Here is a 24,467-nt window from a genome sequence, read left to right as displayed (position 1 = left end):
CCCTGGAACACGGCTTTTCCTTGCGCGTTCCGGCACGTTCGTGCGCGCATCGCCGCGTGGGCCCGTCAGGGGGCCGGGCGCGCCCCGGCGGCCGGAGGCCGGCGGCGGGCACGGTGCCGGGGCCGGGGAGGGGTCCCCGGCCCCGGCGCGGACGGCGCGGTGCGGACTTCCGCCCCGGTCTAGGCCCCGGGCGCGGGCACGCGCTCCAGGGCGGAGCGGCGCATGCCGTAGCCGAAGTAGACGGCCAGTCCGACGACGAGCCAGGCCCCGAAGGCCGCCCATACGCTCGGCGACATGCTGAACATGAGGTAGGCGCAGGCGAGCACACCCAGGACCGGCGTGACGGGGGCGCCGGGCACACGGAAGGCGCGCGGGAGGTCGGGACGGGTGCGCCGGAGCACCAACACGGCCACGTTGACCAGGGCGAACGCGAAGAGGGTTCCGATGGATGTGGCGTCCGCGAGCGGCCCCAGGGGGACCAGCGCGGCGAGGAGCGCGATGAACACGGAGGTGATGACCGTGTTCGTGCGCGGGGTGCCCTTGGCGTCCACGGTGGAGAACGCCTTGGGGATGAGCCCGTCGCGGGACATCGCGTAGAGGATGCGGGTCTGGCTGTAGAGCACCACCAGCACCACGCTGGCCAGGGCGAGGACCGCCCCGGCCGCGAAGACGACCGCCCACACCGGGGTGCCCGTGACCAGGGTGAGGATGCCCGCGAGGGACGTCTGGCCGTCCACGAAGCCGGTCCAGTCGAGCGCGCCGACGGCGGAGACGGCGACCAGGCAGTAGACGGCGGTCACCAGGATCATCGAGAACATGATCGCGCGGGGCAGGTCGCGCTGGGGGTTCTTCGCCTCCTCGCTCGCGGTGGAGACGGAGTCGAAGCCGATGTAGGAGAAGAACAGGGTGGCGCCCGCGGCGCTGACCCCGGCCATGCCCATCGGCATGAACGGGGCGAAGTTGCCGTCCTGCACGGCGGTGATCGCGATCGCGACGAACATGACCAGGATGGCGACCTTGACGGCGACCATGACCGCGTTGACGCGGCTGCTCTCGCGCACCCCCGCGAGCAGGGCGAACATGGACAGCAGGACCACGATCGCGGCGGGCAGGTTGACCACGCCGCCCTCCAGCGGTCCGGCGAGCACCGCGCCCGGCAGGGACAGGCCGGTGGTGAGGTGGAGGAGCTCGTTGATGTACTCCCCCCAGCCGACGCCGACGGCGGCGACGGACACGCCGTAGGTGAGCATGAGGCACCATCCGCACACCCACGCCATGAACTCGCCGATGGTGGCGTAGCTGTAGGAGTAGGCGGAGCCGGAGGCGGGGATCATCCCGGCCATCTCGGCGTAGGCGAGCGCGGAGAACAGCGCGGTGACGCCGGCGAGCACGAAGGCGAGGACGACGGCGGGCCCGGCCACGGGGACGGCCTCGCCCAGCACGACGAAGATGCCCGTGCCGAGGGTGGCGCCGATGCCGATCATGGAGAGCTGCCAGAAGCCCATGTGCCGCTGGAGGCCGCTGCCGTCGCCGGCCTCGGCGACGAGCTTCTCGACCGGCTTGCGCCGGGTCAGCCGCTCCCTCAGCGCGGGCACGGCGACGGGCGCCGCCGCGTCCGCCGGGGTCTTCTGGTCGACCACGTGACTACTCCTCGTTGCTGTGGGCGGGCACACCTGTCCCCCTGGGAGGGGATGGGGGAGGTGGGCGGGCGTTTCGTACCGGAATCATCCCGAAAACGCCCCCCGTAACCGTAACTGCGTTACCCAGGTAACATGACCCACATTCGTTGCGTCTGTCCCCGGGAAGCGGCGCATCCTTGCGCTCCCGCGCAAGAAAACGCGTGCCGGTGTGAGCGATGGCACACGCATGAGCTCCGCACGGCGGGGCCCGGCGGGGCTCCCACCGTGTGCCGCCTCCCGGGCCCGGGCACGCGAAAGGCCGCGCCGCACCCCGGGGGGTGCGGCGCGGCCGTCGTCGGAGGATCCCGGGGTCAGCCCGCCACGGCGACGGTCGGCCGACCGGACTCGGCCCCGGCCTCGCCCATCTCCTCGGCGATGCGCATGGCCTCCTCGATGAGGGTCTCCACGATCTTGGACTCGGGCACGGTCTTGATGACCTCGCCCTTGACGAAGATCTGGCCCTTGCCGTTGCCGGAGGCCACGCCCAGGTCGGCCTCGCGGGCCTCGCCGGGCCCGTTGACGACGCAGCCCATGACGGCCACGCGCAGCGGCACCTCCATGCCCTCCAGCCCGGCGGTGACCTCCTCCGCGAGCGTGTAGACGTCCACCTGGGCCCGGCCGCAGCTCGGGCAGGAGACGATCTCCAGGCCGCGCTCGCGCAGCCCCAGCGATTCCAGGATCTGGGCGCCGACCTTGACCTCCTCGGCGGGAGGCGCGGACAGGGACACGCGGATGGTGTCGCCGATGCCCTCGGACAGCAGCGCCCCGAAGGCGACCGCGGACTTGATGGTGCCCTGGAACGCGGGGCCGGCCTCGGTGACGCCCAGGTGCAGCGGGTAGTCGCAGGCGGAGGCCAGCTGGCGGTAGGCGTTGACCATGACCACGGGGTCGTTGTGCTTGACCGAGATCTTGATGTCGCGGAAGCCGTGCTCCTCGAAGAGGGAGCACTCCCACAGCGCCGACTCGACGAGGGCCTCCGGGGTGGCCTTGCCGTACTTCTGGAGCAGGCGCTTGTCCAGCGAACCGGCGTTGACGCCGATGCGGATCGGGGTGCCCGCCTCGTTGGCGGCCCGCGCGATCTCGGCGACCTTGTCGTCGAACTTCTTGATGTTGCCCGGGTTCACGCGCACGGCGGCGCAGCCGGCGTCGATCGCCTGGAACACGTACTTGGGCTGGAAGTGGATGTCGGCGATCACGGGGATCTGCGACTTCTTCGCGATGATCGGGAGCGCGTCGGCGTCGTCGTTGGTGGGCACGGCCACGCGGACGATCTGGCAGCCGGAGGCGGTGAGCTCCGCGATCTGCTGGAGCGTCGCGTTGATGTCGGAGGTACGGGTGGTCGTCATCGACTGGACGGACACCGGGGCGTCCCCGCCGACAGGGACGTTTCCGACCATGATCTGCCGCGTCTTGCGCCGGGTCGCCAGCGGGCGCGGCGGGGTGGCGGGAATACCGAGATCGACGGTCACGCTTGATTCACCTCGTCTGCCGCCGGAGGGGGGCGGCACTTGATTCGTCGGTTATCGGGAAAGGGCGTCCGGCGCAGCGCGCGGCGCCGCGTCCGGGGTCACCTCGCGCGGCGGCCTCCGCTGCACCGTCGTTCCCGGATCGCGATCTCCAGGTTACCCGCCCGTGGAAGGGCGCCCCCCGCGAAGCGCGGAACCGGTGCGCCAGCTGAAGATTACCGGCCTGCGGGGGTGGTCGGCGTCACGCCGGAACCGCCCCGCGACCGGGGTGGACGGCCGGTGTCGTCCGGCCGTCCGCCCGCCGTCGCGAAGGTGTGCGTCAGCCGAAGAGCCTGACCGGGTTGAAGAGGTCGGCGACGAGCAGGACCACGCTGAACACGAGGAAGCACGCCACCACGACGTAGGCGACCGGTGTCAGCATCGCCACGTCCACCGGGGCGGGCTCGGGCCGGCGGAACAGTCTGGCCCAGCCGCGCTTGAGCCACTCCCAGAGGGCTCCGGCCATGTGGCCGCCGTCCAGGGGCAGGATCGGGAGCATGTTGAAGGCGAACAGGAACAGGTTCACACCGGCCAGGATCTGGAGCATGATCGCCGCCGTGTCCGCGACGGGCAGGCCCTGGGCCATGATCTCGCCGCCGATGCGGGAGATGCCGACGATGCCCACCGGGGAGTCCTGGTTGCGCTCCTCCCCGAGGAACGCGGCGGCGAACACCTCCGGGACCTTGCTGGGCAGGGAGATGAGCGCCTCGCCCACGCCGACCATCATGGAGCCCATCTCTGCGGCGGACTCGCCGACGGTGAGCGGGGCGCGCTCCTGGGCGAAGACGATGCCGAGGAAGCCCACGGTCTCGGTCTGGTAGACCCGGTAGCCGTCCGCGTCGTACACGGGCTCGCCGTCGGCGTCGGTCTCGTAGAGGATCTCGCCCTCGGCGTCGCGGGCCGGGAGCTCGTTCTCGACGACGTCGACGTCGAGCGGGACGCGCTCGCCGTCGCGCTCGACCACGACCTCGGTGCTGCCCAGGGACTCGCGGATCTGTCGGTTGGCGGTGTTCCAGTCCGGGGTGGACTCGCCCCCGACGGAGACGATGACGTCGCCGGGCAGCATCCCGGCCTCGGCCGCCGGGGTGGGCGGCACGCCGGTGCAGTCGGTGACGGAGCTGCCGACCGGGACCATGCACTCGTTGACGAGCCCGATCTCGGTGGTGCTCCTCGGGACGCCGATGCCCATGAACAGGACCGCGAGCAGGATCGCGGCGAGGACCACGTTCATGCCGGGGCCGGCGAACATCACGATGAGCCGCTTCCACGGCGCGCGCTGGTAGAACTGCCGGTCCTGGTCCTGCGGGGAGAGTTCGACGTAGCTGGCCTCACGGGCGTCCTCGGCCATGGCGCGCCAGCGGGACAGCTTGCGCGCGCCGCCGTCGGCGCTCTGGCGCGACGGGGGGAGCATGCCGACCATGCGCACGAAGCCGCCCAGCGGCACCGCCTTGATCCCGTACTCGGTGTCTCCCCGCCGGAAGGACCACAGGGTCCTGCCGAAGCCCACCATGTACTCGGTGCACTTGATCCCGAACATCTTGGCGGTGGAGAGGTGACCCAGCTCGTGCCAGGCGATCGAGAACAACAGCCCGAAGACGAACAGGACGATCCCGACCACGGTCATCAGGGCGACCATGCAACTCTCCTCTAGGCGGTGTCAGGCCTGGCGTGCGAGGAGCTCGCGCGCGCGTGTGCGGGCCCAGGCGTCGGCGGCGTACACGTCGTCCAGGCTCAGTCCCACGCTCTGGTGCGACGCTCCCCCGGGGCGGTCCGTTCGCCGGTGCTCCGAGACTACCCGGGAGACGGTGTCCATGATGGACGGGAACGCGAGGTTTCCGCGGAGGAAGGCGTCGACGGCCTCCTCGTTGGCGGCGTTGTACACCGCGGGGGCGGTGCCCCCCGCGGCGCCGACCTCGCAGGCGAGCCTGACGGCGGGGAACGCCTCGTGGTCCAGCGGCTCGAAGGTCCAGTTCTGGGCCTGGGTCCAGTCCATGCCGGGGGCCGCGCCCGGGACCCGGTCGGGCGCGCCGAGCCCGTAGGCGATGGGGATCATCATGCTGGGCGGGCTGGCCTTGGCGATGGTGGATCCGTCGACGTACTCGACCATCGAGTGGACGATGGACTGCGGGTGGACGACGACGTCGATCCTGTCGAAGGGCATGTCGAACAGCAGGCTGGCCTCGATGACCTCCAGCCCCTTGTTAACCAGGGTGGCGGAGTTGACGGTGATGACCGGCCCCATGCTCCAGGTGGGGTGGTCCAGCGCCTCGGCCGGCGTGACGCCGGCCAGCCCGTCGCGGTCGCGGCCCCGGAACGGGCCCCCGCTCGCGGTGACGACCAGGCGGCTGACCTCGTCGCGGCGGGCGTGCACGTGGCCCTGCGCGGGGCTGGCGAGCTGTCCCTCGGGCAGGTACGGGAAGCACTGGGCGATGGCGAAGTGCTCGGAGTCGACCGGGACAATCTGGCCGGGCCTGGCGAGGTCGCGCACCAGCGGACCGCCGATGATGAGGGACTCCTTGTTGGCCAGGGCGAGGGTGGTGCCCGCGCGCAGCGCGGCCAGGGTGGACTCCAGGCCCAGGGCGCCCGTGATGCCGTTGAGCACGACGTCGCAGGGGCTCCCGGCGAGCTCGGCCACGCCCTCGGCGCCGACCAGGACGGCGGCCCGGCTGCCGTGCTCGGCGAGGGAGCGCGAGAGGTCGGCGGCCCGCTCGGGGTCGGCGACGGCGACCAGCGGCACGTCGAGCTCGACGGCCTGCTTGGCGAGCAGGTCGGCCCTTCCGCCGCCCGCGGCCAGGCCCACCACGCGGAAGCGGTCGGGGTTGCGCCGGACGATGTCCACGGCCTGGGTCCCGATCGAGCCCGTGGAGCCGAGGATCACTACTGTTCGCTGCTGTTCTTCTCGCACGGCCCCATTGTCCCGCACCGGGCGGACCTCCGGCGGCCCCTGTGGACAACCCCGCACGGGCCGCACGGGCACCGCCCCGGACCGGCGGACCGCGGAGTCACCGGGTCTTTACAACGCGTGCGGGTTGGCCTAACTTTACCCGGGAGTAAGTTACCTCACGGTCATGTGAGGCGCCGGACACCCCCTCGGCGCCCACGGACACCGGCCCCCCGATGGCGACACGGCGCGACGACCCATCGGCCCTCCCCCGCCCCCGCCACCCCCGAGGTTCCCCATGCGCCCTGTGAGAAGCGCCCCCCGTTCCGCGCCGCCGGAGGACGGCGGCCCCCCGGCCCCGACCGCCGCGCGAGGACCCGCCCGCCCGCTGTCCTGCGCGCTCGCGGCGGTCCTCGCCGCCGCCGTCCTCCACCCCGCACCCGCCTCCGCCGCCGTGGGCGCCTCCGTCTCCTACGAGAGGATCGTCAGCCACGACGGCACCGAGCTGAGCGCGAAGGTCATCACCCCGACCGGCGTCGAGGGCCCCCACCCCCTCCTCGTGATGCCCTCCGCCTGGGGCACGCCCCAGATCATCTACGTCGGGGCCGCGGCCAGGCTCGCCATGGAGTCCGGCTACCAGGTCGTCGCCTACACCTCGCGCGGGTTCCTGGACTCCGGCGGGGAGATCGAGGTCGCCGGCCCCGACGACCGCGCCGACGCCGGCGCCGTCATCGACTGGGCCCTGGAGAACACCGAGGCCGACCCCGACCGCATCGGCATGGCCGGGATCTCCTACGGAGGCGGCATCAGCCTGCTGACCGCCGCCGAGGACGACCGGGTCAGGGCCGTGGCCTCCCTGAGCGGATGGGCCGACCTGGCCGCCTCCCTGTACCCCGACGAGACCGTCAACAGGCAGGCGGCCGAGCTGCTCCTGCTGGCGGGCAACCTCACGGGCCGCCCCGGCGAGGACCTGGCGGAGATGGAGGAGGAGTACAGGCGCGGCAACATCCGGCCCGCCCTCGACCTGGCCCCGGACCGCTCCGCCGCCACCAGGGTCGACGCGCTCAACGCCAACGGCACGGCCGTGATGATGGCGCACGCCTGGAACGACGGCGTCTTCCCCGTCGGGCACGTCACCGACTTCTACGAGGAGCTGGAGGGCCCCAAGCGCCTGATGCTCGCCCCCGGCGACCACGCCACGCAGGAGGCGTTCGGGGCCCTCGGCCTGCCCGACGAGGTGTGGGAGTCCCTCGGCGACTGGTTCGACCACCACCTCCGGGGACAGGAGAGCGAGGTGGACGCCGACGGCCCCGTGCACGTCAGGCCCAACAACGGGGGCGGCGGGTGGACCTCCCACCCCGACTGGCCCTCGGTGACCGGCGGCTCCGACGAGTACTACCTGGCCGAGCCGGGCGGGGACTGGTTCCGCTGGCAGAGCAGCGGCGCCATGGTGACCGAGCCGGCCACGGGGTGGGACTACCGCTTCCGGACCGGGATCGGCACGCCGGCGGAGAGCGGCTCCGTCCTGCTCTCCGGTGCGCTCCAGCAGTTCTTCGACATCCCGACCGGGGTCCTGCTGCCGACGGTGGACCGCCGCCGCGCGGCCGTGTGGACCAGCCCCGCCTACCCGGACGGGGTGCGCGTGGCGGGCGCCCCCGAGGCGACGTTCACGTTCACCCCGACCGCGGAGGACCAGTCGGTCTTCCTCCACCTCTACGCCGTCGACGGCAACGGGGCCGGTTCACTGCTCTCCCACACCCCCCACACCCTGCGGGGCGCCGTCCCGGGCGAGCCGGTGACGGTCACCGCCGAGCTGGAGCCGGTCGTCTGGGACGTCCCCGCCGGGCACCGCCTGGCGGTCGTCATCGACAGCCGGGACGCCCGCTACACGAGCGAGAGCGCCCTCGGGGACCGGGTGGACGTGACGTCCCCCGAGGACGCCCCCACGCGGGTCACGGTGCCGCTCGCCTGACCGGCGCCCGGCCGGCGCCGCTCCCGCGGAGGCGGCCGGACGCCCCCCGGCCGCCTCCGGCACGACCCCCGCGCCGGAGGCGGCCGACCACATTTCCCCGCCGCCCGAGACACAAACTCAAAGTAGCCGTTGAGTTACCCAAAGTGTGCAAAGATCGTGGGCATGACCTCGTCCACCTCACACAAGATCCTCGCCCCCCTGGCCGCCGTCGCGGTCGCCCTGGGAGGACTGGCCCTCGTAGAGAGACTCCCCGCACCGGCCTCCGCCGTCACCCGGGCCGCCGGGGCTCCGCAGCACGCCTCGCCCGCCCGCGCCAGCGGTGAGGCGGTGACGCGCGTGGACGGGATCTCCCACCAGAGGGCGGCCGTCACGGGCACCCAGCACCAGGCCGTGCTGGACTACTGGACCGCCGAGCGGATGGCCGCGGCCCAGCCCATCACCAGCATGCTGGAGGGCGCCCTCCTGCCGCCCGCGGCGCCCCCCGCTCCGGAAGGCGTCGACCACCAGGCGTCCCCGCGCGCCGACAGCCGGGGCGAGCGGTGGACCGCCGGCGGCCTGGTCACGAAGACCACCGGCAAGGTCTACCTGACCATGGACGGCCGCGACTTCACCTGTTCGGCCTCGGTCGTGGACTCCGCCAACAAGAGCACCGTGGTCACCGCCGGCCACTGCGCCAAGGACGGCCAGGGGTCGTGGGCGCGCAACTGGACCTTCGTGCCGGGCCACGGCGCCGGGAAGGACCCGTACGGCAGGTTCACCGCCCGCGACATGCTCGTCGCCCCGCAGTGGTCGCGCGAGGCCGACGACAGCTACGACTTCGCCATGGTGGTGCTGAACAAGAGCGGCGGGACCGCCGTCCAGGACGAGGTCGGGTCCCAGCGGATCTCGTTCGGCTCCTGGACCGCGGACAAGGTCCGCGACGGCGTCCAGGTGTACACGTTCGGGTACCCCTCGGCCTCGCCCTTCGACGGCGAGGACCTGCACTACTGCTCGGGCCGCACCAAACCGGACACGGGCGGCACCACCGCCAACGGCGTGCGGTGCAGCATGACGCAGGGGTCCAGCGGCGGGCCCTGGTTCACGGGCTTCGACACCTCGACCGGGCGGGGCACGATCTCCTCGGTGGTCAGCTTCAAGTACGCCGACGACCGCTCCACCCAGTACGGCCCCCGGCTGGGCGCGGAGGCGCGCAAGCTCTACGACCACGCCGCGGGGCTCTAGGCGCCCGGCCGGAGGGGCGGTGGCCGCCGCTCCGGCGGACGTACGGGAGGGGTGCCCGACCGGGCGCCGCCCACGGGGCGGCGCCCGGTTCCGCTACAGGTCGATGCCGGTGAGCACCAGGACCCGCTCGTACGTCAGGTCCGTCATGGCGGCGCGCACGCCCTCCTTGCCCACGCCCGACTGCTTGACGCCGCCGTAGGGCATCTGGTCGGCGCGGAAGGTGGGGACGTCGCCGATCACCACCCCGCCGACCTCCAGTTCCCGGTGCGCGCGGAACGCGGTGGGCAGGTCGCGGGTGAACACCCCGGCCTGGAGGCCGAAGTCGCTCTCGTTGACCGCCGCGAACGCGGCGTCGGTGTCGGCCACCCGCTGGACGACCAGCACCGGTCCGAACACCTCCTGGCGCACGACCTTCGCGTCGGCGGGCGCGTTCGCGAGCACCGTCGGCGCGACCGTCACCCCGTCCCGGGTTCCGCCGGTGAGCAGTTCGGCGCCGTCGGCGACGGCCTCGTCGATCCAGGCGGCCACGCGCTCGGCGGACGCCTCGTTCACGAGCGGGCCCACGTCGGTGGCCGGGTCGGCGGGGTCCCCGACGCCGAGGGCCTCCACGCGCTCCACCAGCCGCGCCACGAACTCGTCGTGGACGGACTCCTCGACGATCACGCGCTGCACGCCGATGCACACCTGTCCGGCCTGGTTGTTGCCGAACAGCGCGATGCGCTGCGCCGCCCAGTCCAGGTCCGCGTCGGCGAGGACCACGGCGGCGGCGTTCCCGCCCAGCTCCAGGGTGACGTGCTTGCGCGGCGCGAGCCGGGGCAGCTCCCAGCCGAAGGCCCCGCCGGTGAAGGAGATGACGGGGAGGCGCTCGTCGGTGATCAGCGACGCCGCGCGGTCGTTGGGCATGGGGAGCACGGAGAGCATGCCGCCGAGCAGCTCGGTCTCCGCGACGATCTCGCCCAGGATCAGGGCCGTCATCGGGGTGGCGGGCGCGGGCTTGAGGACGACGGGCGCGCCGACGGCGAGGGCCGGGGCGACCTTGTGGGCGACCAGGTTGAGCGGGAAGTTGAACGGCGAGATGCCCAGGACCGGCCCCTTGGGGACGCGGCGGACCACGGCCATCCGGCCGACGCCGCCGGGGTCGGTGTCCAGCCGCTGGAGCTCGCCGCTGTCGCGCCGGGCCTCCTCCGCCGCCCAGCGGAACACGGAGACGGCGCGGCCCGCCTCGGCGCGGGACCACTTGAGGGGCTTGCCGCTCTCCGCGGTGATCGTCCGGGCGATCTCCTCGGACCGCTCGCCGATGCGCCGGGAGATGTGGACGAGGGCGTCGGCCCGTACGTGCGCGGGCAGGGCGGCCGCCTCGGCGGCGACGGCGTGGGCCGCGGAGACGGCCTGCTCGATCTGCTCGGCGGTCGGCACGGCGACCGCGCCGACGGACTCGCCGGTGTAGGGGTTGACGACGGGGATCTCGCTGTCGCCGGTCGCGGCGGTGCCGGCCAGCCAGAACGGGTGCGTGGACATGCCCGTGACGCTAGTGCCCGCGTCTCGCCGCCCGCTTTGTCCATTTTTGCCACTGGCGTGTCGTTCCTTGGCCACAGTGGCGCAACCGGCCCGGAGTGCTCCGGTGGGGCGGCCTGAGACTTCTGAGATCCTTGGGATGTGGCCGAGGGTTCTTTGGCCAACCGACTGGCGCCGGAGGACTCCTTCGTCCAAAGTGGGGAGGAGGGCTCTGCCAGCGTGTTCGGGCGGACCCTCGGGTCCGCCGCCGCCGTCGGGAGCCCGGGAGTGCTCATTGCCACTTGTCTACCGCACGCTCGTCGCCGTCCCGGAGCACGACGGCGACCTCATCGACACCACCTCGACGGTGTTGTCCCGCTGGCTCAGCAAACGCGGCAACTCGGGCGCGCGGGTGGACTTCTCGGCCTCGGGACGCCACGAGCTGAGCAACCGCTCCCGGGCCCTGGTGGTCCGGCACGACAACGACGACGAGGGACTGCGCTTCCTCCGGCTCACCACGGAGTCCGACAAGCCCGACGGGGTGTGGCGGACCGTCGCCACAGCGGTCGTGGACCCCGAACTCGCCCCGTGGCGGTACGTGTGGATCGACATGGCCGTCGACCCCGCCCCCGCCGAGCGCGCCGCGACGGACCCTCCCCGCCTGGACGTCATGCCCCCCGAGGCCGCCCGCATGCTCCTCGACTCCGTGGACGCCCACGACGGCGAGCACCCGATGCCCCCCGCCCCCCTGATCGTGCGCGGACGCGACGACGCCCTCATGGACACGCTCGTGTCGGCCATCCGCGACCCCGTCAGACGCATGGCGGTGGTGGCGACCGGGGCCCCCCGGGACGTCACCGTCGCCGACTGGCGCGACGCCATGGCGGGCGCCATGGCGCGCTGCACCGGGATGTGCGCCGCCTACGTGCTCGACGCCGCCGCCCTGGAGCGCGTCGGCTCCCTCCTCCCCCGGGGGCTGGACGTCCCCCCGGGCGGGGTGCGCACGTTCTTACCGGGCGTCGACCTGCTCGACGAGGAGGACGCCCCCCGCCACCCCAGGATGAGCCCGGCCACGCTCGACACCGCCCGCGACGGAGAGCGCATCCGCAACTGGGTGGGCGCGGCGCTGTCGCGCCGGGTACGCGACAACGCCCTCGACGTGAGCCTCCCCGACCCCCTCCTCGCGGTCGACGCCCTCCTCTCCGAGGAGACTGAGGACCTGCGCGCGGCCGCGCGGTCCCCCTCCCCCGGCCCCGCTCCCGCCGCCCGCTCCGCCGCCGCGCACCGGGCGGCCCCCGGCCCCGCCGACCTGGCCTCCGAGCAGGAGCGCGAGGCCCAGGAGCAGCAGGTCCAGCGCCTGAGGGAGGAGGTCACGCGCCTCAGCACCCGGGTCGCCGAACTCGCGGAGGAGCGCCAGGCCCTCCTCGCCGAGACGGCCGACCTCGCCGAGGAGCTCGACAGCGCGCGGGACCACGCGCGCGCCGCCGCCTACGAGGTCCGGTGGCTGCGCGCCCGGGCCCGCGAGGCCGGGCAGTTCCGGCTGGCGGCGGCCCCCGCGCCGCGCGACCCGCGGCGGCGTCCGCCCCGGAGCGTGCGCGAACTCCTGGAGCGCGTCACCGACGGGTCCGCGCTGCCCCACCTGTTCTTCACCATCGAGGCGCAGACGGTGTACGAGCTGTCCGACAGCCGCAAGGAGGCCCTGTGGGTCACCCGCGCCTGGGAGGCCCTGCTGGCCCTGAACGACTACGCGCGCTACCAGTTCGACAACCCCGGCAGCGGGCTCGGGTTCCACTCGTACCTGAAGGAGACGCCCGACGGCTACGAGGTGATCCCGGTCAAGCGTCTGGCCTCGCAGGAGTCGGACCACGTGCGCAACCGGGGAAAGCTCAACGACAAGCGCCTCTTCCGGGTGCCGGAGGAGGTGGAGCCCGGCGGGCGCGTCCCGATGTACGCCCACATCAAGCTGGACATCGAGTACGGGATCTGCCCGCGGCTGTACTTCTACCCCCACCTGGGGCCGGGCACGACCAACCGCGTCTACATCGGCTACCTGGGCCGCCACCTGCCCGTCCAGCAGTCCAACTGAGCCCGTCACCGCGCCGGTCCCGCGGGCGCGGAGGACGCGTGTACGCCGAAGCGCAGACTCCGGATGACCACGCGCCGCTCCCGCGGGCGCGGAGGGCGCCCACCGCGCCCGCGTACCCTGGGGGCCGTGACGGGAACGAGTACCGGGGCGCCGACGGCCCTCGCCGAGACGGAGTGGCGCGGGCGCGCCGAGAGGCACGAACTGCGCGTGGACGCGCTGGTCGCCGACCACCTGCGGCGGCGCCGCGAGGGCGTGCCCCACCCCGTGGAGGACTTCCTGTTCACCTACTACAACCTCAAGCCCTCGCAGCTGCGGCGCTGGCACCCGGGCGCCGGGACGGCGCTGCTGGGCGAAGGGGCCCGCGCCCGCCTGTCCGAGCGGTTCTACACGGAGCTGCCCGACGGGGCCGTCGCCGTGGACGCCGGGGAGTTCCTGGCGGCCCGGCCCGTGCTGGGCTTCGTGGAGAAGCTCCTGTCCTCGGTCGCCTCCCGCCCCGCCCACCTGGGCTGCTTCGGCCTGCACGAGTGGGCGATGGCGTACCGCACGGGACGGGTCCGCCACGGCCAGGTGCCGCTGCGGCTCGGCCACGAGGGCACCGACCGGGTCGTGGAGTCGCACCGGATCCAGTGCTCGCACTTCGACGCGTTCCGGTTCTTCACCGAGGCCGCACGCCCCCTCAACACGCTCCGGCCGACCCGCGAGCTGCAGTCGGAGCTGGACCAGCCGGGCTGTCTGCACGCCAACATGGACCTGTACAAGTGGGCGTACAAGCTCTCCCCCGCCGTGCCCTCCGAACTCGTGGTGGACTGCTTCGAGCTCTCCCGGGAGATCCGGACCCTCGACATGCGCGCGTCCCCCTACGACCTGGCGGACTGGGGCTACGCACCGGTGCGCATCGAGACGGCCGAGGGCAAGGCCGCGTACATGGAGGCGCAGAGGGGCTTCGCCGAGCGCGGCGCCGTGCTGCGCGAGCGGCTGCTGGACGCCTGCCGGACCCTGCGGGCGGCCTGACCCCCGACGGGCCGGTGCCGGGACGGGAGGCGCCGGGCCGGGGCGGCCCGGCGCCTCCCCGCTCCTGCGGCGGGGCGGTCCGTGCTCAGCCCACGCCGTGCACGATGCGCTCGGCCAGCTTCTCGTCCGGCCGGATCTCCCCCGCCAGGATCTGCTCCGCGTAGTGGCAGGCCACCCGGTGGGTGCTGCCCTCGGCGGCGCCCCGCACCGGGCGCAGCTCCGGGCGCTCGGTGTCGCACAGCTCCTCCTGCCTCCACGGGCAGCGGGTGTGGAAGCGGCAGCCCGACGGCGGGTTCGCCGGCGAGGGCAGGTCACCGGAGAGCAGGATGCGCTCGCGGGCGTCCTCCACCTCCGGGTCCGGGACCGGCACCGCCGACATCAGGGACCGCGTGTACGGGTGCATCGGCGTCTCGTACAGCTCGTCGCTGGAGGCCTCCTCCACCAGCGCCCCCAGGTACATCACCCCCACCACGTCGCTGACGTGGCGGACCACCGCCAGGTCGTGGGCGATCACCAGGTAGGTGAGCCCCAGCTCCTGCTGGAGGCTCTCCAGCAGGTTCAGGACCTGTGCCTGGATCGACACGTCCAGGGCCGACACCGGCTCGTCGCAGATGATGAGGTCGGGTTCGAGCACCAGCGCCCGGGCGATCCCGATGCGCTGCCGCTGGCCTCCGGAGAACTCGTGCGGGTACCGGCTGAGCGCCTTCGAGGACAGCCCCACCCTCTCCAGGGCGTCCACGACCCTGCGGTGCTGGTCCTCCAGGACCAGCTTCCGCCGCTCGGGCCTTCCCGCGGACGCCCCGGGGCCGTCGTCCTCCGGGCCGCCGATCCCGTGGGTCTGCAGCCCCTCCAGGAGGATCGAGCCGATGTTCTGCCTGGGGTTGAGGCTGCCCAGGGGGTCCTGGAAGACCATCTGGAGGTTCCTGCGCTCCCGGCGCATCGACTCGGCGTCCAGACCGGCCAGGTCGCGTCCGCCGAACAGCACCTCCCCCTCCGTGACGTCCACCAGCCGCAGCACGGCCCGGCCCAGGGTGGTCTTGCCGCAGCCGGACTCCCCCACCAGGCCGTAGGTCTGGCCCTCCTGGATCTCCAGGCTGACGCCGTCGACCGCGCGCACGTGGCCGATCGTGCGGTCGAACACCACCCCGCGCCTGATCGGGAAGTGCACCTTGAGGTCGTTGATCCGCAGCAGGCTCATCCCTGCGCCTCCTCGTCGTCGCCGACCACCGCCGGGCTCTCCAGTACCGTCCGGTCCACCACGTCCGCGTGCCGGACGGGGTTCACGCAGCGGTACGCGTGGCCGGCCCCGGCCGCCCGGCCCGCCGCGCCGCCGCCCCCCGCCGCGGCCCCGCCGCCCGCTCCCGCGGTGACCAGCTGGGGCGGGCCCTGGAGGCACTCCATCGTGTAGTGGTCGCACCGGGGCGCGAACGCGCACCCGTCCGCCCAGGCGATGTTGTCGTTGACCGAGCCGCGGATGGGGGTGAGCGCCTCGCCCCGGGGGGCGTCCAACCGGGGGATGGAGCCCAGCAGGCCGACGGTGTAGGGGTGCGTCGGGTCGGCGAACAGCGGCGCGCGCCGCGCCGTCTCCACCGCCCGGCCGGCGTACAGGACGTTGATGTCGTCGCACAGGCCGGCGACGACGCCCAGGTCGTGGGTGATCATGAGCAGGGCGGTGCCCTCCTCGGTGACCAGGTCCTTGAGCAGCTCCAGGATCTGCGCCTGGATGGTGACGTCCAGGGCCGTGGTCGGCTCGTCCGCGATCATCAGCCGGGGTCGGCAGGCCACCGCCATGGCGATCAGCGCCCGCTGGCGCATCCCCCCGGACAGCTGGTGCGGGTACTCGCGGAGCCTGCGCGTCGGGTCGGGGATGCCCACCCGGTAGAGCAGGTCGGCCGCCTCCTTCGAGGCCTTCCGGCCCCGCAGGCCCCGGTGGCGCCGGAGGATCTCGGTGACCTGGCGGCCGATGGGCACCACGGGGTTGAGGGAGCTGAGGGGGTCCTGGAAGATCATCGCCAGCTGGGACCCGCGCAGGTCGCGCATCCGCCTCTGCGAGAGCTTCAGGAGGTCGGCCTCCCCGTCGGGCAGCCGCATCACCGCGCTGCCGCCGACCCGCACCCCCCTGTCGGGCAGCAGGCCCATGAGGGCGAGCGAGGTGACGCTCTTGCCGCAGCCGGACTCGCCCACCAGGCCGGTGACCCGGCCCTCCTCCAGGGTGAAGGACACCCCGTCCACCGCCCGGACCTCTTCCGGGTCGGAACCGCGCCCGCGGAACACCACGGACAGCTCGTCCACCGCCAACAGCGGCGTGCTGGAACTCATGGTCACTTCCTCAGCTTCGGGTCGAGCGCTTCCCGCATCGCCTCACCCAGGAGGGTGAAGCCCAGGGCGGTGACGATGATGGCCAGGGCCGGGTACACGGCCAGCTGCGGGGCGCTGGACAGGAAGCGCTGGGCGTCGGCGAGCATCGTCCCCCACTCGGGGAAGGCCGGGTCCGGGTTGCCCAGACCCAGGTAGGACAGGGCCGCCGCGTCGATGATGGCGGTGGCCAGGGTGAGGGTGGACTGCACGATCACCGGGCCCAGGGAGTTCGGCAGGATGTGCGTGAGCGCGATCCTGCGCTTGCGCACCCCCAGCGCGCGTGCGGCCAGGACGTAGTCGCGGTTGCCCTGGGAGATCATCGCGCCGCGCAGGAGGCGGGCGAAGATCGGGACCTGGGCGACGCCGACGGCGATCATGACCGTGGTGAGGCTCGGCCCCACGAGGGCGGCGACGGTCACCGCGAGGAGCAGCGTCGGCAGCGCGAGCATCATGTCGATGACGCGCATCACCACGTTGTCGAGCTGGCGGCCCCAGCGCCCGCCGAGGACCGACGCGGCCCCGGCCGCGCCGCCCAGGAGCGCGCCGGCGCCGAAGCCGACCAGGGTGGCGACCACGCCGACCATGAGGGTCTGGCGGGCGCCGACGACCATGCGGGAGAACTGGTCGCGGCCCAGGTTGTCCAGCCCCAGCCAGTTCTCGCCGCGCGGGCCGACGAAGATGTTCTGGTTCGGGAACACCTCGTCGCCCCAGGCCTGCGAGGTGGGCGAGTAGGGCGCGATGAGCGGTGAGAGCAGGGCCACGGCGACGAACACGACGACGATCACGGCTCCGGTGATCGCCATGGGGCTGCGGCGCATCCGCGAGAAGGCGGTGCGCCAGATCCCCGAGCCGTGGCCGCTCTCGTCGCGCTCGCCCATGAGCTCGGCGAGTCGGTCGATGCGGGCCGCCTTCCGTCCGAGGAGCGGGCCCCCGGCGTCCGACGCGTCCTCGGCCCGGGACGGGTTCTGGGAGCTCGGTGTCGTTGGCATCACTGGGCCCGCACTCTCGGGTCGAGGAGGCTGTAGGAGATGTCCACCAGGAGGTTGATGAACACGTACATGGTGGCGATGAGCAGGATGAACCCGGTGAGGACCGGGTAGTCGCGGGTCTGCGTGGCCGCGTACACGAACGAGCCGATCCCGGGGAACGCGAACACGCTCTCGGTGAGGACCGCGCCGGCGAACAGGCTTCCGGTGAGCAGGCCGATGGACGTGACGACGGGGAGCATGGCGTTGCGCATCACGTGGCGGGTGCGCACGGTGTTGCGGTGCAGGCCCTTGGCGTTGGCGGTGCGGACGTAGTCCTCCTCCAGCACCTCCAGGACGCTGGCCCGGGTCATGCGGACGATCACCGCGAGCGGGATCGAGGCGAGCGCGAGCCCGGGGAGCACCAGGTGCGCGAGGGCGTCGGCGACCACGTCGAACTCGCCGGTCCGCAGCCCGTCCAGGACGGCGAACCCGGAGAGGTCCGTGCGGCTGAGGCCCGGGGAGAGCCGGAACGCGGACGGGAACCAGCCCAGCCGCTCGGCGAAGACCACCTTCAGGATGAAGGCGAGGAAGAAGACCGGGGTGCAGATCCCGAGGAGGGACCCGCCCACGGCGGCGAAGTCCAGTGCGGACCCGCGCCTGCGCGCGGCCAGGTAGCCGAGCGGGATGCCCACCGCGGTCGCGATGACCATCGCGGTGACGGCGAGCTCGAAGGTGGCCGGGAAGCGGGTGAGGAACTCCTCGAGGACCGGTCTGCCGGTCTGGAGGGAGGTGCCCAGGTCTCCCTGGAGGATGCGGCGCAGGAACGCCAGGTACTGGACCGTGATCGGTTCGTCCAGGCCCAGGGAGCGCCGCAGCTGGGCTCGTTGCTCGGAGGTCGCGTCGTCGGGGAGGAGGGCGTACTCGGGTCCGCCCGGCAGCCGTTGCAGCCAGACGAACAGCAGGATCGACAGGCCGCCCAGTGTCGGGATCAGCTGAAGGAGACGCCTGACGATGAAACGCAGCACCTTCGCCGCCTTTCGCCAGTGTGGGAACGATGGACGCGAAGCAGCCCCGCCGGGGTGTGGCGGGGGTTCGGGTTGTACGGGTGTCCCGGTCGGCGCGGAGCCGCACGGTCGGTGCGGTCGGGGGGCGCGGCGGCCGGTGGACGTCGTGCGCGTGCCCGGGAGCGGCTCCGGCGGCGCCGGCGTCCGGACGGCCCCACGGGCTCCCGTGGGGCGCTCTCCCGGTGGCGGGGGGGGGGGGGGGGGGGGGGGGGGGGGGGGGGGGGGGGGGGCGCCGGGGGGGGGGGGGGGGGGGGGGGGGGGGGGGGGGGGGGGGGGGGGCGGCGCGGCCGGCCCCCCCCCCCCCGGGGGGGCGGGGGGGGGCCCGCGGGGGGGGGGGGGGGGGGGGGCGCCCGCGGGGGGGGGGGGCGCCCCCCCCCCCCCCCCCCCCGGGCCCGGCCGGCCGGTGGGGGACGGCCGGGCCCGGTTCCCCTCCCCCGGTCAGGGGGCGGGGCGGGCTACTTCCAGGAGCCCTCGAAGAACTCCTCCTGGGTCAGCGGGCTGACCTGGGGAGGGTTGACGTCCTCGGAGAAGGCGATGGACGGCGGGGAGCTGGAGAGGGGCAGTCCGGGCAGGATCTCCATGATCTGCTCGTTCAGGTCCTGGTAGGCGGCGACGCGCTCCTCGTTGTCCGGGTTGCTGCTGGCCTCGGCCATGGCGTCGAACAGCTCGGGCTCGTCCATGCCCCAGGCGTCGTTCGGGGACGAGAACCAGGTGCCGATGAAGTTGTAGGCGTCGTTGTAGTCGCCGGTCCAGCCGAGGAGGTACATCGAGCAGTTCCCGCTGTCGGTCTGCGGGACGTACTCGGTCCACTCGAAGGACTTGGCCTCGACCGTGACGCCGACCTCCTCCAGGTCCGAGACGATGACGTCGAAGATGTCGCGCGGTGCGGGCATGTAGGGGCGGGTGACCTCCGTGGGGTAGCAGAAGTCGATCTCCAGGTCCTCCTGTCCCGCGTCGGCGAGCATCTCCCTGGCCAGCTCCGGGTCGTAGTCGTAGGTCTGGACGTCGGGGGACCAGCCGTCGAGGGTGTCGGGGTGGAACTGGGTCGCCACCTCGCCGCCCGCGGGGAGGATGGTGTCGACGATGCGCTGGCGGTTGACCGCGTGCGAGAGCGCCTGGCGGACCTCCAGGTCGCCCAGTGCCTCACTGGTCTCCTGCTGGTAGGCCAGGTAGAGGACGTTGAAGACGTCCCGGGTGGGCACCTGGAAACCGGCCTCCTCCAGCGGCTCGACGTCGGCGGGGGCGACGAGGTCGTAGCCGTGGATGTCCCCGGCCTCCAGCGCCTGGCGGCGGGCGGTCTCGTCCGGGATGGCCCGCAGGATCATGGTCTCGAACCCGGCCTCCTCGCCCCAGTAGTCGCCGAAGCGTCCGAGGGTGACCTCCGCCTGGTCGCGGTTCCACTCCTCGACGGTGAACGGGCCGGTGCCGGCGACGGTGCCCACGTTCTGGGTGTAGTCGGGCAGCGAGTAGTTGCCCTCCTCCCCGGTGATCTCCTCGTCGGCGATGGTCTCCAGCGTGGTGGGGCTCATGATGCCGAACGCGGCGAGGCTGAACCCGCCGGGGAAGATCGAGGAGTACTCCGAGATCGTGATGACCGCGGTCAGGTCGTTCTCGGCCTCGCAGGAGACGTAGCGGGACTCGGGGGTGGCCTCGCTCTCGTTCTCAGCGAAGCCGCCGAAGATCGACTGCCAGTAGTACGAGTTGTTGGAACTCTGCCAGGCGCCGGTCAGATTGTTCCAGCGGTCGAAGTTGGCGCACACCGCCTCGGCGGTCAATTCGTCGCCGTCGTGGAACTGCACGTTGTCGCGGAGGTTGAAGGTCCAGACGGTCCCGTCCTCCGACTGTTCCCAGGTCTCGGCGAGTCCGCCGACGATCTCGCTGCCGCCTGATTCGTGCTCGAGAAGGGTTTCGAAGACCTGGCGGCTGTAACGGAAGGTTTCTCCGTCACTGGCGAGGAAGGGGTCGAGGGACTTGATGTCGCCTGCGGAGGCGAAGACGAACGGGGCGGATTCGTCTGTGCCGCCGCCCTCGCGCGTGCTCTCCGCGCACGCTGTCGCCACCAGCGTGAGCGCCGCCGCGGTGGCCACGAGGGCCAGCGGCTTTCGGGAAGACTTCGTGAACATGGTCCACCTCAATGTGGGGCGGGGGTATGAGGCCCGAGATCGATTGAGTGGACCCTAGACCGGGGGGAGACCGACAGGGAAGGTAGACGGCTGGGTATTAATACAACCGTTTCAGATCTGTGCCGTGATCCATAGGCGCGTTTTGGCGTGCGCGCTGTCCAACGGCCGCCCATTACCACGGGAGGCCGCAGCGACGACACCCGTCCCGCTTTCGCCGGGGTGCCCGTGGAATTGCGGCACGCATTATCCGATCATCGGACGAATTAACGTATGCGACACGGAGTCCCCCTCGGGACGTTGGTCCCCGATACTCGGAGGCCCCTCGACAGCCCTATGATCTCCGGATGACCACACCCCTTGACGACGCGGCCCTGACCGCGTTCCTCGAAGGCCAGGAGACCGCCTGGCTCGCCGAGCAGCTCATGCTGATCGCCGACGAGGACCCCATCACCAGGATCCGGCTGACCGGGGCCGCCGGCTCCGAGAGCGCCGTGGACGACGCCCGCGCGGCCGTCCTCTCCGCGGTCGCGGACCACCGCCCGGATGAGGCCGCCGAGGACTCCGACGACGACGCCCTGCACCGGGTGCTCGACCTGCTCGACGACCTCGCCGACTACGGTTTCGAGGACGAGACGTCCGACATCGCCGACGAGGCGCGCGAGATCTACCTGACACGCCACGGGGAGGACGACAGCGAGCACCTGGCGCGCCTGCACTCCCTCGCGGACGCCGAGGACGAGGAGTAGGACGCCCCGGGGCGGGGACGCGGCGCGCGCGTCCCGGCCCCGCGGGCGGGCCCGCCCGTCAGGCGTCCGCCGCCCGCATGCACTCGCCGACGTACTCCAGCGCCTGCTCCGTGAGGGTGTCGACGTCGCTCCGCACGTCGAACTCGCGGCCGGGCTCGTCCGGGCCGAGCCTCTCCAGGGTGGCCAGCTGCGACTCCAGCAGGGCGGGCGGCATGAAGTGGTCGGCCCGGGCCGCCATCCGCTCCAGGATCACCTCGGCGGGCCCCTGCATGTGCAGGAAGCACACCCCGGGCGCCCCTTCGCGCAGGACGTCGCGGTACTCGCGCCTGAGCGCCGAACACGCCATCACCGTCGACTCCCCGAGGGCGTCGTGCGCCGAGATCCACGCCGCCAGGTCGCGCAGCCAGGGCCACCGGTCGTCGTCCGTCAGGGGGACGCCGGCCGCCATCTTCTCGATGTTGGCCCTGGGGTGGAAGGCGTCCGCCTCGGCGAACGGCAGTCCCAGGTGTTTCGCCACGTACTCGGCGACGGTGGTCTTGCCGCTCCCGGCGACGCCCATGAAGACAAAGTGCATGGTCTCTCCGTGTCCTGGTGCTCCTGCGGGGCCGCAAGCGCCACCACTAATAGTGATATCAATCAATCCGGCTAGGCTTCAGGCTGGAACTCGGCCGGTTGTGGCCGGATCGGACGAGCGCGGAGCACGGGGAGCACCATGGGCACCGACCACCGCACGCTGCACAACCGGGTGCTGGCGGTCCTCGGGCCCGCGATCGCCGCGGACGAGTACGCGACCGGCCACACGTTCACGCTCCAGGGGCTCGAACAGGACTTCGGGGTCTCCCGGACCGTGGCGCGCGAGGCCGTGCGCGTCCTGGAGTCGATGCGCCTGGTGGTCAGCCGCCCGCGCACCGGGATCCGGGTGCGGCCCCGGCGGGACTGGAGCGTCTTCGACCCCCAGCTGATCCGCTGGCGCCTGGCCGGTCCGGGCCGCATGGAGCAGCTGCGCTCGCTCAACGAGCTGCGCGCCGCCGTCGAGCCCGGGGCCGCCGCGCTCGCCGCCGCGCGGGGCGGCGAGGAGGAGCGGGCCCAGCTGGTGGTGGTGGCCGACCAGATGGTCCTCACCGGCCGGGCCGGGGACCTCGCGACCTTCCTCGAACTCGACATCACCTTCCACCGCCGCATCCTGGAGCTCTCCGAGAACGAGATGCTGGTCGGGCTGGCGCAGGTGGTGGCCGAGGTCCTCGTCGGCCGGACCTCCTACGACCTGATGCCGCGCAACCCGCGCCCGGAGGCGCTGCGGCTGCACAAGACCGTCGCCCAGGCCATCCGGGACGGCCTCCCCGACGTGGCCGAGGCCGCGATGCGGTCCATCGTCACCGAGGTCTCGGACGCCCTGGAGCACGACCCGAGGGCGTACCCGGCCCCCTGAGGGGCGGGCGGGCAGCGGCCCGCCCGCCCGCGCGTCACAGCACCAGGCTGAGCCCGAAGGCGAGACCGAACCCGATGAAGCCGATGAGTGTCTCCATGACGGTCCAGGTCTTGAGCGTGGTCTTGACGTCCATGCCGAGGAAGCGCCCGACCAGCCAGAAGCCGGAGTCGTTGACGTGCGACAGGGCCGTGGCCCCCGAGGCGATCGCGATGACGATCAGCGCCAGGTCGATGGAGGTCAGCCCCGGGGCCGCCTGCACGGCCGGGGCGATGAGCCCAGCGGCGGTGGTGATGGCGACGGTCGCCGACCCCTGCGCGACGCGGAGGGCGAGGGCGATGACGAAGGCGGCGACGATGACCGGCAGGCCCGTGGCCTCCAGCGAGCCGGCCAGCGCGTCGCCGATGCCGCTGGTGCGCAGCACCATGCCGAACATGCCGCCGGCGCCGGTGATAAGGATGATGGCGCAGACGGGGCCGAGCGCCCCTCCGACGATCTCCTCGACCCCCTGGCGGGTGAAGCGGCCCCGGCGGAGCACCGTCATGGCGACGAGCACGGTGATGAGCAGGGCGATCGGGGTCTGGCCGATCAGCTGGAAGGCCTGCACCCACAGGGCGTCCGCGGGAACGGCGCCGGTGGCGGCGAAGGCGGACACGCCGGTGTTGGCGAAGATCAGCAGCATCGGCAGCAGGAGGATGCCCAGGACCGTGGCCAGGTGCGGCGGGTCGTCGTGCTTGACGGTGCCGTCGGACATGACGTCGTCGGGGACCGGGATCTCGAAGCGCTTGCCCGCCCAGAGCCCGTAGAGGTAGCTGGAGAGGTACCAGGTCGGGATCGCCAGGACGAGGCCGACCAGCAGGGTCAGGCCCATGTCCGCGCCGACCTCCACGGCGGCGGTCACCGGGCCGGGGTGCGGGGGCACGAAGGCGTGCATGACCGCGAAGGCGCCCGCGGTGGGCAGGGTGTAGGTCAGGACCGACCCGCCGACGCGCCGGGCCACGCTGAAGACGATCGGCAGCATGACGATGAGGCCGACGTCGAAGAACAGCGGGAAGCCGAACAGCAGCGAGGACACACCGAGGGCGAGCGGGGCGCGCTTCTCCCCGAAGAGCCTGATGAGCGCCCCCGCCAGCACAGCGGCGCCGCCGGTGATCTCCAGCAGGCGCCCGATCATGACGCCGAGGCCGACCAGGAGGGCGACGTTGGCGAGCGTGCCGCCGAAGCCGTCCAGGAGGGTGGGCATGACCCCGGAGACCGGGATGCCGGCCGCGAGGGCGGTCAGGACGCTGACCAGGACGAGCGCGATGAACGCGTGCATCCTGAAGCGGATGATGAGGAACAGCAGGAGCGCGATGGCGCCCGCCGCGATCCCGAGGAGCGGACCCGTCCCGTAGACGGGCTCGAAGTTCTCCACGACGGAGCCTTCCAGTGGACTGATGGGGTGGCACACGACCGCAGCATGAAACGGCCTTGACCTGCGCTTGGAACAGGTCTCGGCAATGGTAATACCATTTGTGAGCTTCTGTGAACCACCCGTGCGGTTCTGTTACTCCCGCGAGACACACGTCACGCCCGCGCGCGGCCCCGCCCCGTCCGCGCAGGCCGGGCGACCGCCGGACGCGGCCCGGCCGCCGACCCCCGCGCCCGCCCCGTCCGCGCGGGCGGGGCCGCCCCCGGAGCCCCGGCCGGACGGCGACCCCTTGCCAAACTCCCCCCGCGCGGGTAGGAGTTCCTGGCCGGGACGCCCCTGATGCGCCCGGACAAACCGCTATTACCTCCCCCTACCAGGACGAACCTCCTCGAAGGTCCGGCGACATGCCCGCATTGCGGACCGCCCGAAAACGGTGGCCGGACAGACGGGAGCGGCGGCGCCCCGCCCCGGGGCCCCTCGCCCGACTCCATTGACAACATCCTGTCGAAGTGACAGCATGCT

18 protein-coding genes are annotated in these 24,467 nt (G+C 72.7%); 6 read left to right on the top strand and 12 right to left on the bottom strand.

The window, feature by feature from the left end:
- Nucleotides 1-179: 179 nt before the first annotated feature.
- The 4 genes from ACIRPH_RS15220 to dxr all read right to left on the bottom strand — a co-directional run bounded on the left by ACIRPH_RS15220 (nucleotide 180) and on the right by dxr (nucleotide 6,062).
- Complete coding sequence (locus tag ACIRPH_RS15220; protein ID WP_402914322.1) at nucleotides 180-1,640, bottom strand: amino acid permease; 1,461 nt, start codon at nucleotides 1,638-1,640, stop codon at nucleotides 180-182.
- 350 nt (nucleotides 1,641-1,990) lie between these two features.
- Nucleotides 1,991-3,148: a flavodoxin-dependent (E)-4-hydroxy-3-methylbut-2-enyl-diphosphate synthase gene (gene ispG / locus ACIRPH_RS15215; RefSeq protein WP_402914320.1), complete on the bottom strand. Its 1,158-nt coding sequence runs from the start codon at nucleotides 3,146-3,148 to the stop codon at nucleotides 1,991-1,993.
- A gap of 316 nt (nucleotides 3,149-3,464) precedes the next feature.
- Nucleotides 3,465-4,820: a M50 family metallopeptidase gene (locus ACIRPH_RS15210; RefSeq protein WP_402914317.1), complete on the bottom strand. Its 1,356-nt coding sequence runs from the start codon at nucleotides 4,818-4,820 to the stop codon at nucleotides 3,465-3,467.
- Between the two features lie 21 nt (nucleotides 4,821-4,841).
- Nucleotides 4,842-6,062, bottom strand: a complete 1,221-nt coding sequence (dxr, locus tag ACIRPH_RS15205; RefSeq protein ID WP_402914817.1) for a 1-deoxy-D-xylulose-5-phosphate reductoisomerase — start codon at nucleotides 6,060-6,062, stop codon at nucleotides 4,842-4,844.
- Nucleotides 6,063-6,363: 301 nt separating this feature from the next.
- On the opposite strand from dxr, the gene ACIRPH_RS15200 reads away from it, so the two are divergent.
- Both ACIRPH_RS15200 and ACIRPH_RS15195 read left to right on the top strand, forming a co-directional pair.
- Complete coding sequence (locus ACIRPH_RS15200) at nucleotides 6,364-8,037, top strand: CocE/NonD family hydrolase (protein ID WP_402914314.1); 1,674 nt, start codon at nucleotides 6,364-6,366, stop codon at nucleotides 8,035-8,037.
- 162 nt (nucleotides 8,038-8,199) lie between these two features.
- On the top strand, nucleotides 8,200-9,258 hold the full coding sequence (locus ACIRPH_RS15195; protein WP_402914311.1) for a trypsin-like serine peptidase: 1,059 nt from the start codon (nucleotides 8,200-8,202) through the stop codon (nucleotides 9,256-9,258).
- A 93-nt stretch (nucleotides 9,259-9,351) separates the two neighbouring features.
- Here ACIRPH_RS15195 and ACIRPH_RS15190 read toward each other — a convergent pair whose 3' ends face one another.
- The gene (locus ACIRPH_RS15190; RefSeq protein ID WP_402914308.1) at nucleotides 9,352-10,776 is read right to left on the bottom strand and encodes an aldehyde dehydrogenase family protein; all 1,425 of its coding nucleotides are present in this window, start codon (nucleotides 10,774-10,776) and stop codon (nucleotides 9,352-9,354) included.
- 271 nt (nucleotides 10,777-11,047) lie between these two features.
- Between ACIRPH_RS15190 and ACIRPH_RS15185 the strand changes: the two genes are divergently transcribed.
- The gene (locus ACIRPH_RS15185) at nucleotides 11,048-12,838 is read left to right on the top strand and encodes a hypothetical protein (RefSeq protein ID WP_402914305.1); all 1,791 of its coding nucleotides are present in this window, start codon (nucleotides 11,048-11,050) and stop codon (nucleotides 12,836-12,838) included.
- A gap of 126 nt (nucleotides 12,839-12,964) precedes the next feature.
- Nucleotides 12,965-13,849: a 3-methyladenine DNA glycosylase gene (locus ACIRPH_RS15180; RefSeq protein ID WP_402914302.1), complete on the top strand. Its 885-nt coding sequence runs from the start codon at nucleotides 12,965-12,967 to the stop codon at nucleotides 13,847-13,849.
- 85 nt (nucleotides 13,850-13,934) lie between these two features.
- On the opposite strand, the gene ACIRPH_RS15175 is transcribed toward ACIRPH_RS15180, so the two are convergent.
- The 5 genes from ACIRPH_RS15175 to ACIRPH_RS15155 all read right to left on the bottom strand — a co-directional run bounded on the left by ACIRPH_RS15175 (nucleotide 13,935) and on the right by ACIRPH_RS15155 (nucleotide 20,362).
- Entirely contained in the window at nucleotides 13,935-15,047 is a 1,113-nt protein-coding gene (locus tag ACIRPH_RS15175; RefSeq protein ID WP_402914299.1) for an ABC transporter ATP-binding protein, read from the bottom strand.
- Nucleotides 15,044-16,168, bottom strand: coding sequence for an ABC transporter ATP-binding protein (locus ACIRPH_RS15170; RefSeq protein WP_402914296.1), 1,125 nt, complete (start codon nucleotides 16,166-16,168; stop codon nucleotides 15,044-15,046). The genes ACIRPH_RS15175 and ACIRPH_RS15170 overlap by 4 nt, the downstream gene beginning before the upstream one ends.
- 2 nt (nucleotides 16,169-16,170) lie before the next feature.
- Nucleotides 16,171-17,196 carry an ABC transporter permease gene (locus ACIRPH_RS15165; protein ID WP_402914294.1) on the bottom strand — a complete coding sequence of 342 codons (1,026 nt, stop codon included), beginning with the start codon at nucleotides 17,194-17,196 and terminating at the stop codon, nucleotides 16,171-16,173.
- Nucleotides 17,196-18,200: an ABC transporter permease gene (locus ACIRPH_RS15160; RefSeq protein WP_402914291.1), complete on the bottom strand. Its 1,005-nt coding sequence runs from the start codon at nucleotides 18,198-18,200 to the stop codon at nucleotides 17,196-17,198. The genes ACIRPH_RS15165 and ACIRPH_RS15160 overlap by 1 nt, the downstream gene beginning before the upstream one ends.
- A 494-nt stretch (nucleotides 18,201-18,694) precedes the next feature.
- Complete coding sequence (locus tag ACIRPH_RS15155; RefSeq protein WP_402914288.1) at nucleotides 18,695-20,362, bottom strand: ABC transporter substrate-binding protein; 1,668 nt, start codon at nucleotides 20,360-20,362, stop codon at nucleotides 18,695-18,697.
- Nucleotides 20,363-20,706: 344 nt separating this feature from the next.
- Here ACIRPH_RS15155 and ACIRPH_RS15150 point away from each other — a divergent pair, with 344 nt between their 5' ends.
- Nucleotides 20,707-21,108, top strand: coding sequence for a hypothetical protein (locus ACIRPH_RS15150; RefSeq protein ID WP_267948400.1), 402 nt, complete (start codon nucleotides 20,707-20,709; stop codon nucleotides 21,106-21,108).
- 58 nt (nucleotides 21,109-21,166) lie between these two features.
- Here ACIRPH_RS15150 and ACIRPH_RS15145 read toward each other — a convergent pair whose 3' ends face one another.
- Nucleotides 21,167-21,682: a gluconokinase gene (locus ACIRPH_RS15145; protein WP_402914285.1), complete on the bottom strand. Its 516-nt coding sequence runs from the start codon at nucleotides 21,680-21,682 to the stop codon at nucleotides 21,167-21,169.
- Between the two features lie 138 nt (nucleotides 21,683-21,820).
- Here ACIRPH_RS15145 and ACIRPH_RS15140 point away from each other — a divergent pair, with 138 nt between their 5' ends.
- A complete protein-coding gene (locus ACIRPH_RS15140; protein WP_402914283.1) occupies nucleotides 21,821-22,537 on the top strand; it encodes a FadR/GntR family transcriptional regulator in 717 nt (238 codons plus the stop codon).
- Nucleotides 22,538-22,571: 34 nt separating this feature from the next.
- Here the strand turns inward: ACIRPH_RS15140 and ACIRPH_RS15135 are convergent, their stop codons facing one another.
- Nucleotides 22,572-23,948 (bottom strand): GntP family permease, encoded by a 1,377-nt coding sequence (locus ACIRPH_RS15135; protein WP_402914815.1) that lies wholly within the window; start codon nucleotides 23,946-23,948, stop codon nucleotides 22,572-22,574.
- Nucleotides 23,949-24,467 lie beyond the last annotated feature (519 nt).

Origin of the sequence: Nocardiopsis sp. NPDC101807, from assembly GCF_044766605.1 — a bacterium.
GTDB classification, from domain to species: Bacteria; Actinomycetota; Actinomycetes; order Streptosporangiales; family Streptosporangiaceae; genus Nocardiopsis; species Nocardiopsis tropica.
The sequence above is the reverse complement of the archived record's forward strand: the minus strand, read 5'-3'. Positions and strand labels throughout refer to the sequence as shown.

Excerpts from the sequence above, each read along its gene's own strand:
- ACIRPH_RS15210 (WP_402914317.1), bottom strand. The coding sequence starts at position 4,820 with ATGGTCGCCCTGATGACCGTGGTCGGGATCGTCCTGTTCGTCTTCGGG.
- ACIRPH_RS15200 (WP_402914314.1), top strand. The coding sequence starts at position 6,364 with ATGCGCCCTGTGAGAAGCGCCCCCCGTTCCGCGCCGCCGGAGGACGGC.
- ACIRPH_RS15195 (WP_402914311.1), top strand. The coding sequence starts at position 8,200 with ATGACCTCGTCCACCTCACACAAGATCCTCGCCCCCCTGGCCGCCGTC.
- ACIRPH_RS15190 (WP_402914308.1), bottom strand. The coding sequence starts at position 10,776 with ATGTCCACGCACCCGTTCTGGCTGGCCGGCACCGCCGCGACCGGCGAC.
- ACIRPH_RS15175 (WP_402914299.1), bottom strand. The coding sequence starts at position 15,047 with ATGAGCCTGCTGCGGATCAACGACCTCAAGGTGCACTTCCCGATCAGG.
- ACIRPH_RS15170 (WP_402914296.1), bottom strand. The coding sequence starts at position 16,168 with ATGAGTTCCAGCACGCCGCTGTTGGCGGTGGACGAGCTGTCCGTGGTG.
- ACIRPH_RS15165 (WP_402914294.1), bottom strand. The coding sequence starts at position 17,196 with ATGCCAACGACACCGAGCTCCCAGAACCCGTCCCGGGCCGAGGACGCG.
- ACIRPH_RS15155 (WP_402914288.1), bottom strand. The coding sequence starts at position 20,362 with ATGTTCACGAAGTCTTCCCGAAAGCCGCTGGCCCTCGTGGCCACCGCG.
- ACIRPH_RS15150 (WP_267948400.1), top strand. The coding sequence starts at position 20,707 with ATGACCACACCCCTTGACGACGCGGCCCTGACCGCGTTCCTCGAAGGC.
- ACIRPH_RS15145 (WP_402914285.1), bottom strand. The coding sequence starts at position 21,682 with ATGCACTTTGTCTTCATGGGCGTCGCCGGGAGCGGCAAGACCACCGTC.
- ACIRPH_RS15140 (WP_402914283.1), top strand. The coding sequence starts at position 21,821 with ATGGGCACCGACCACCGCACGCTGCACAACCGGGTGCTGGCGGTCCTC.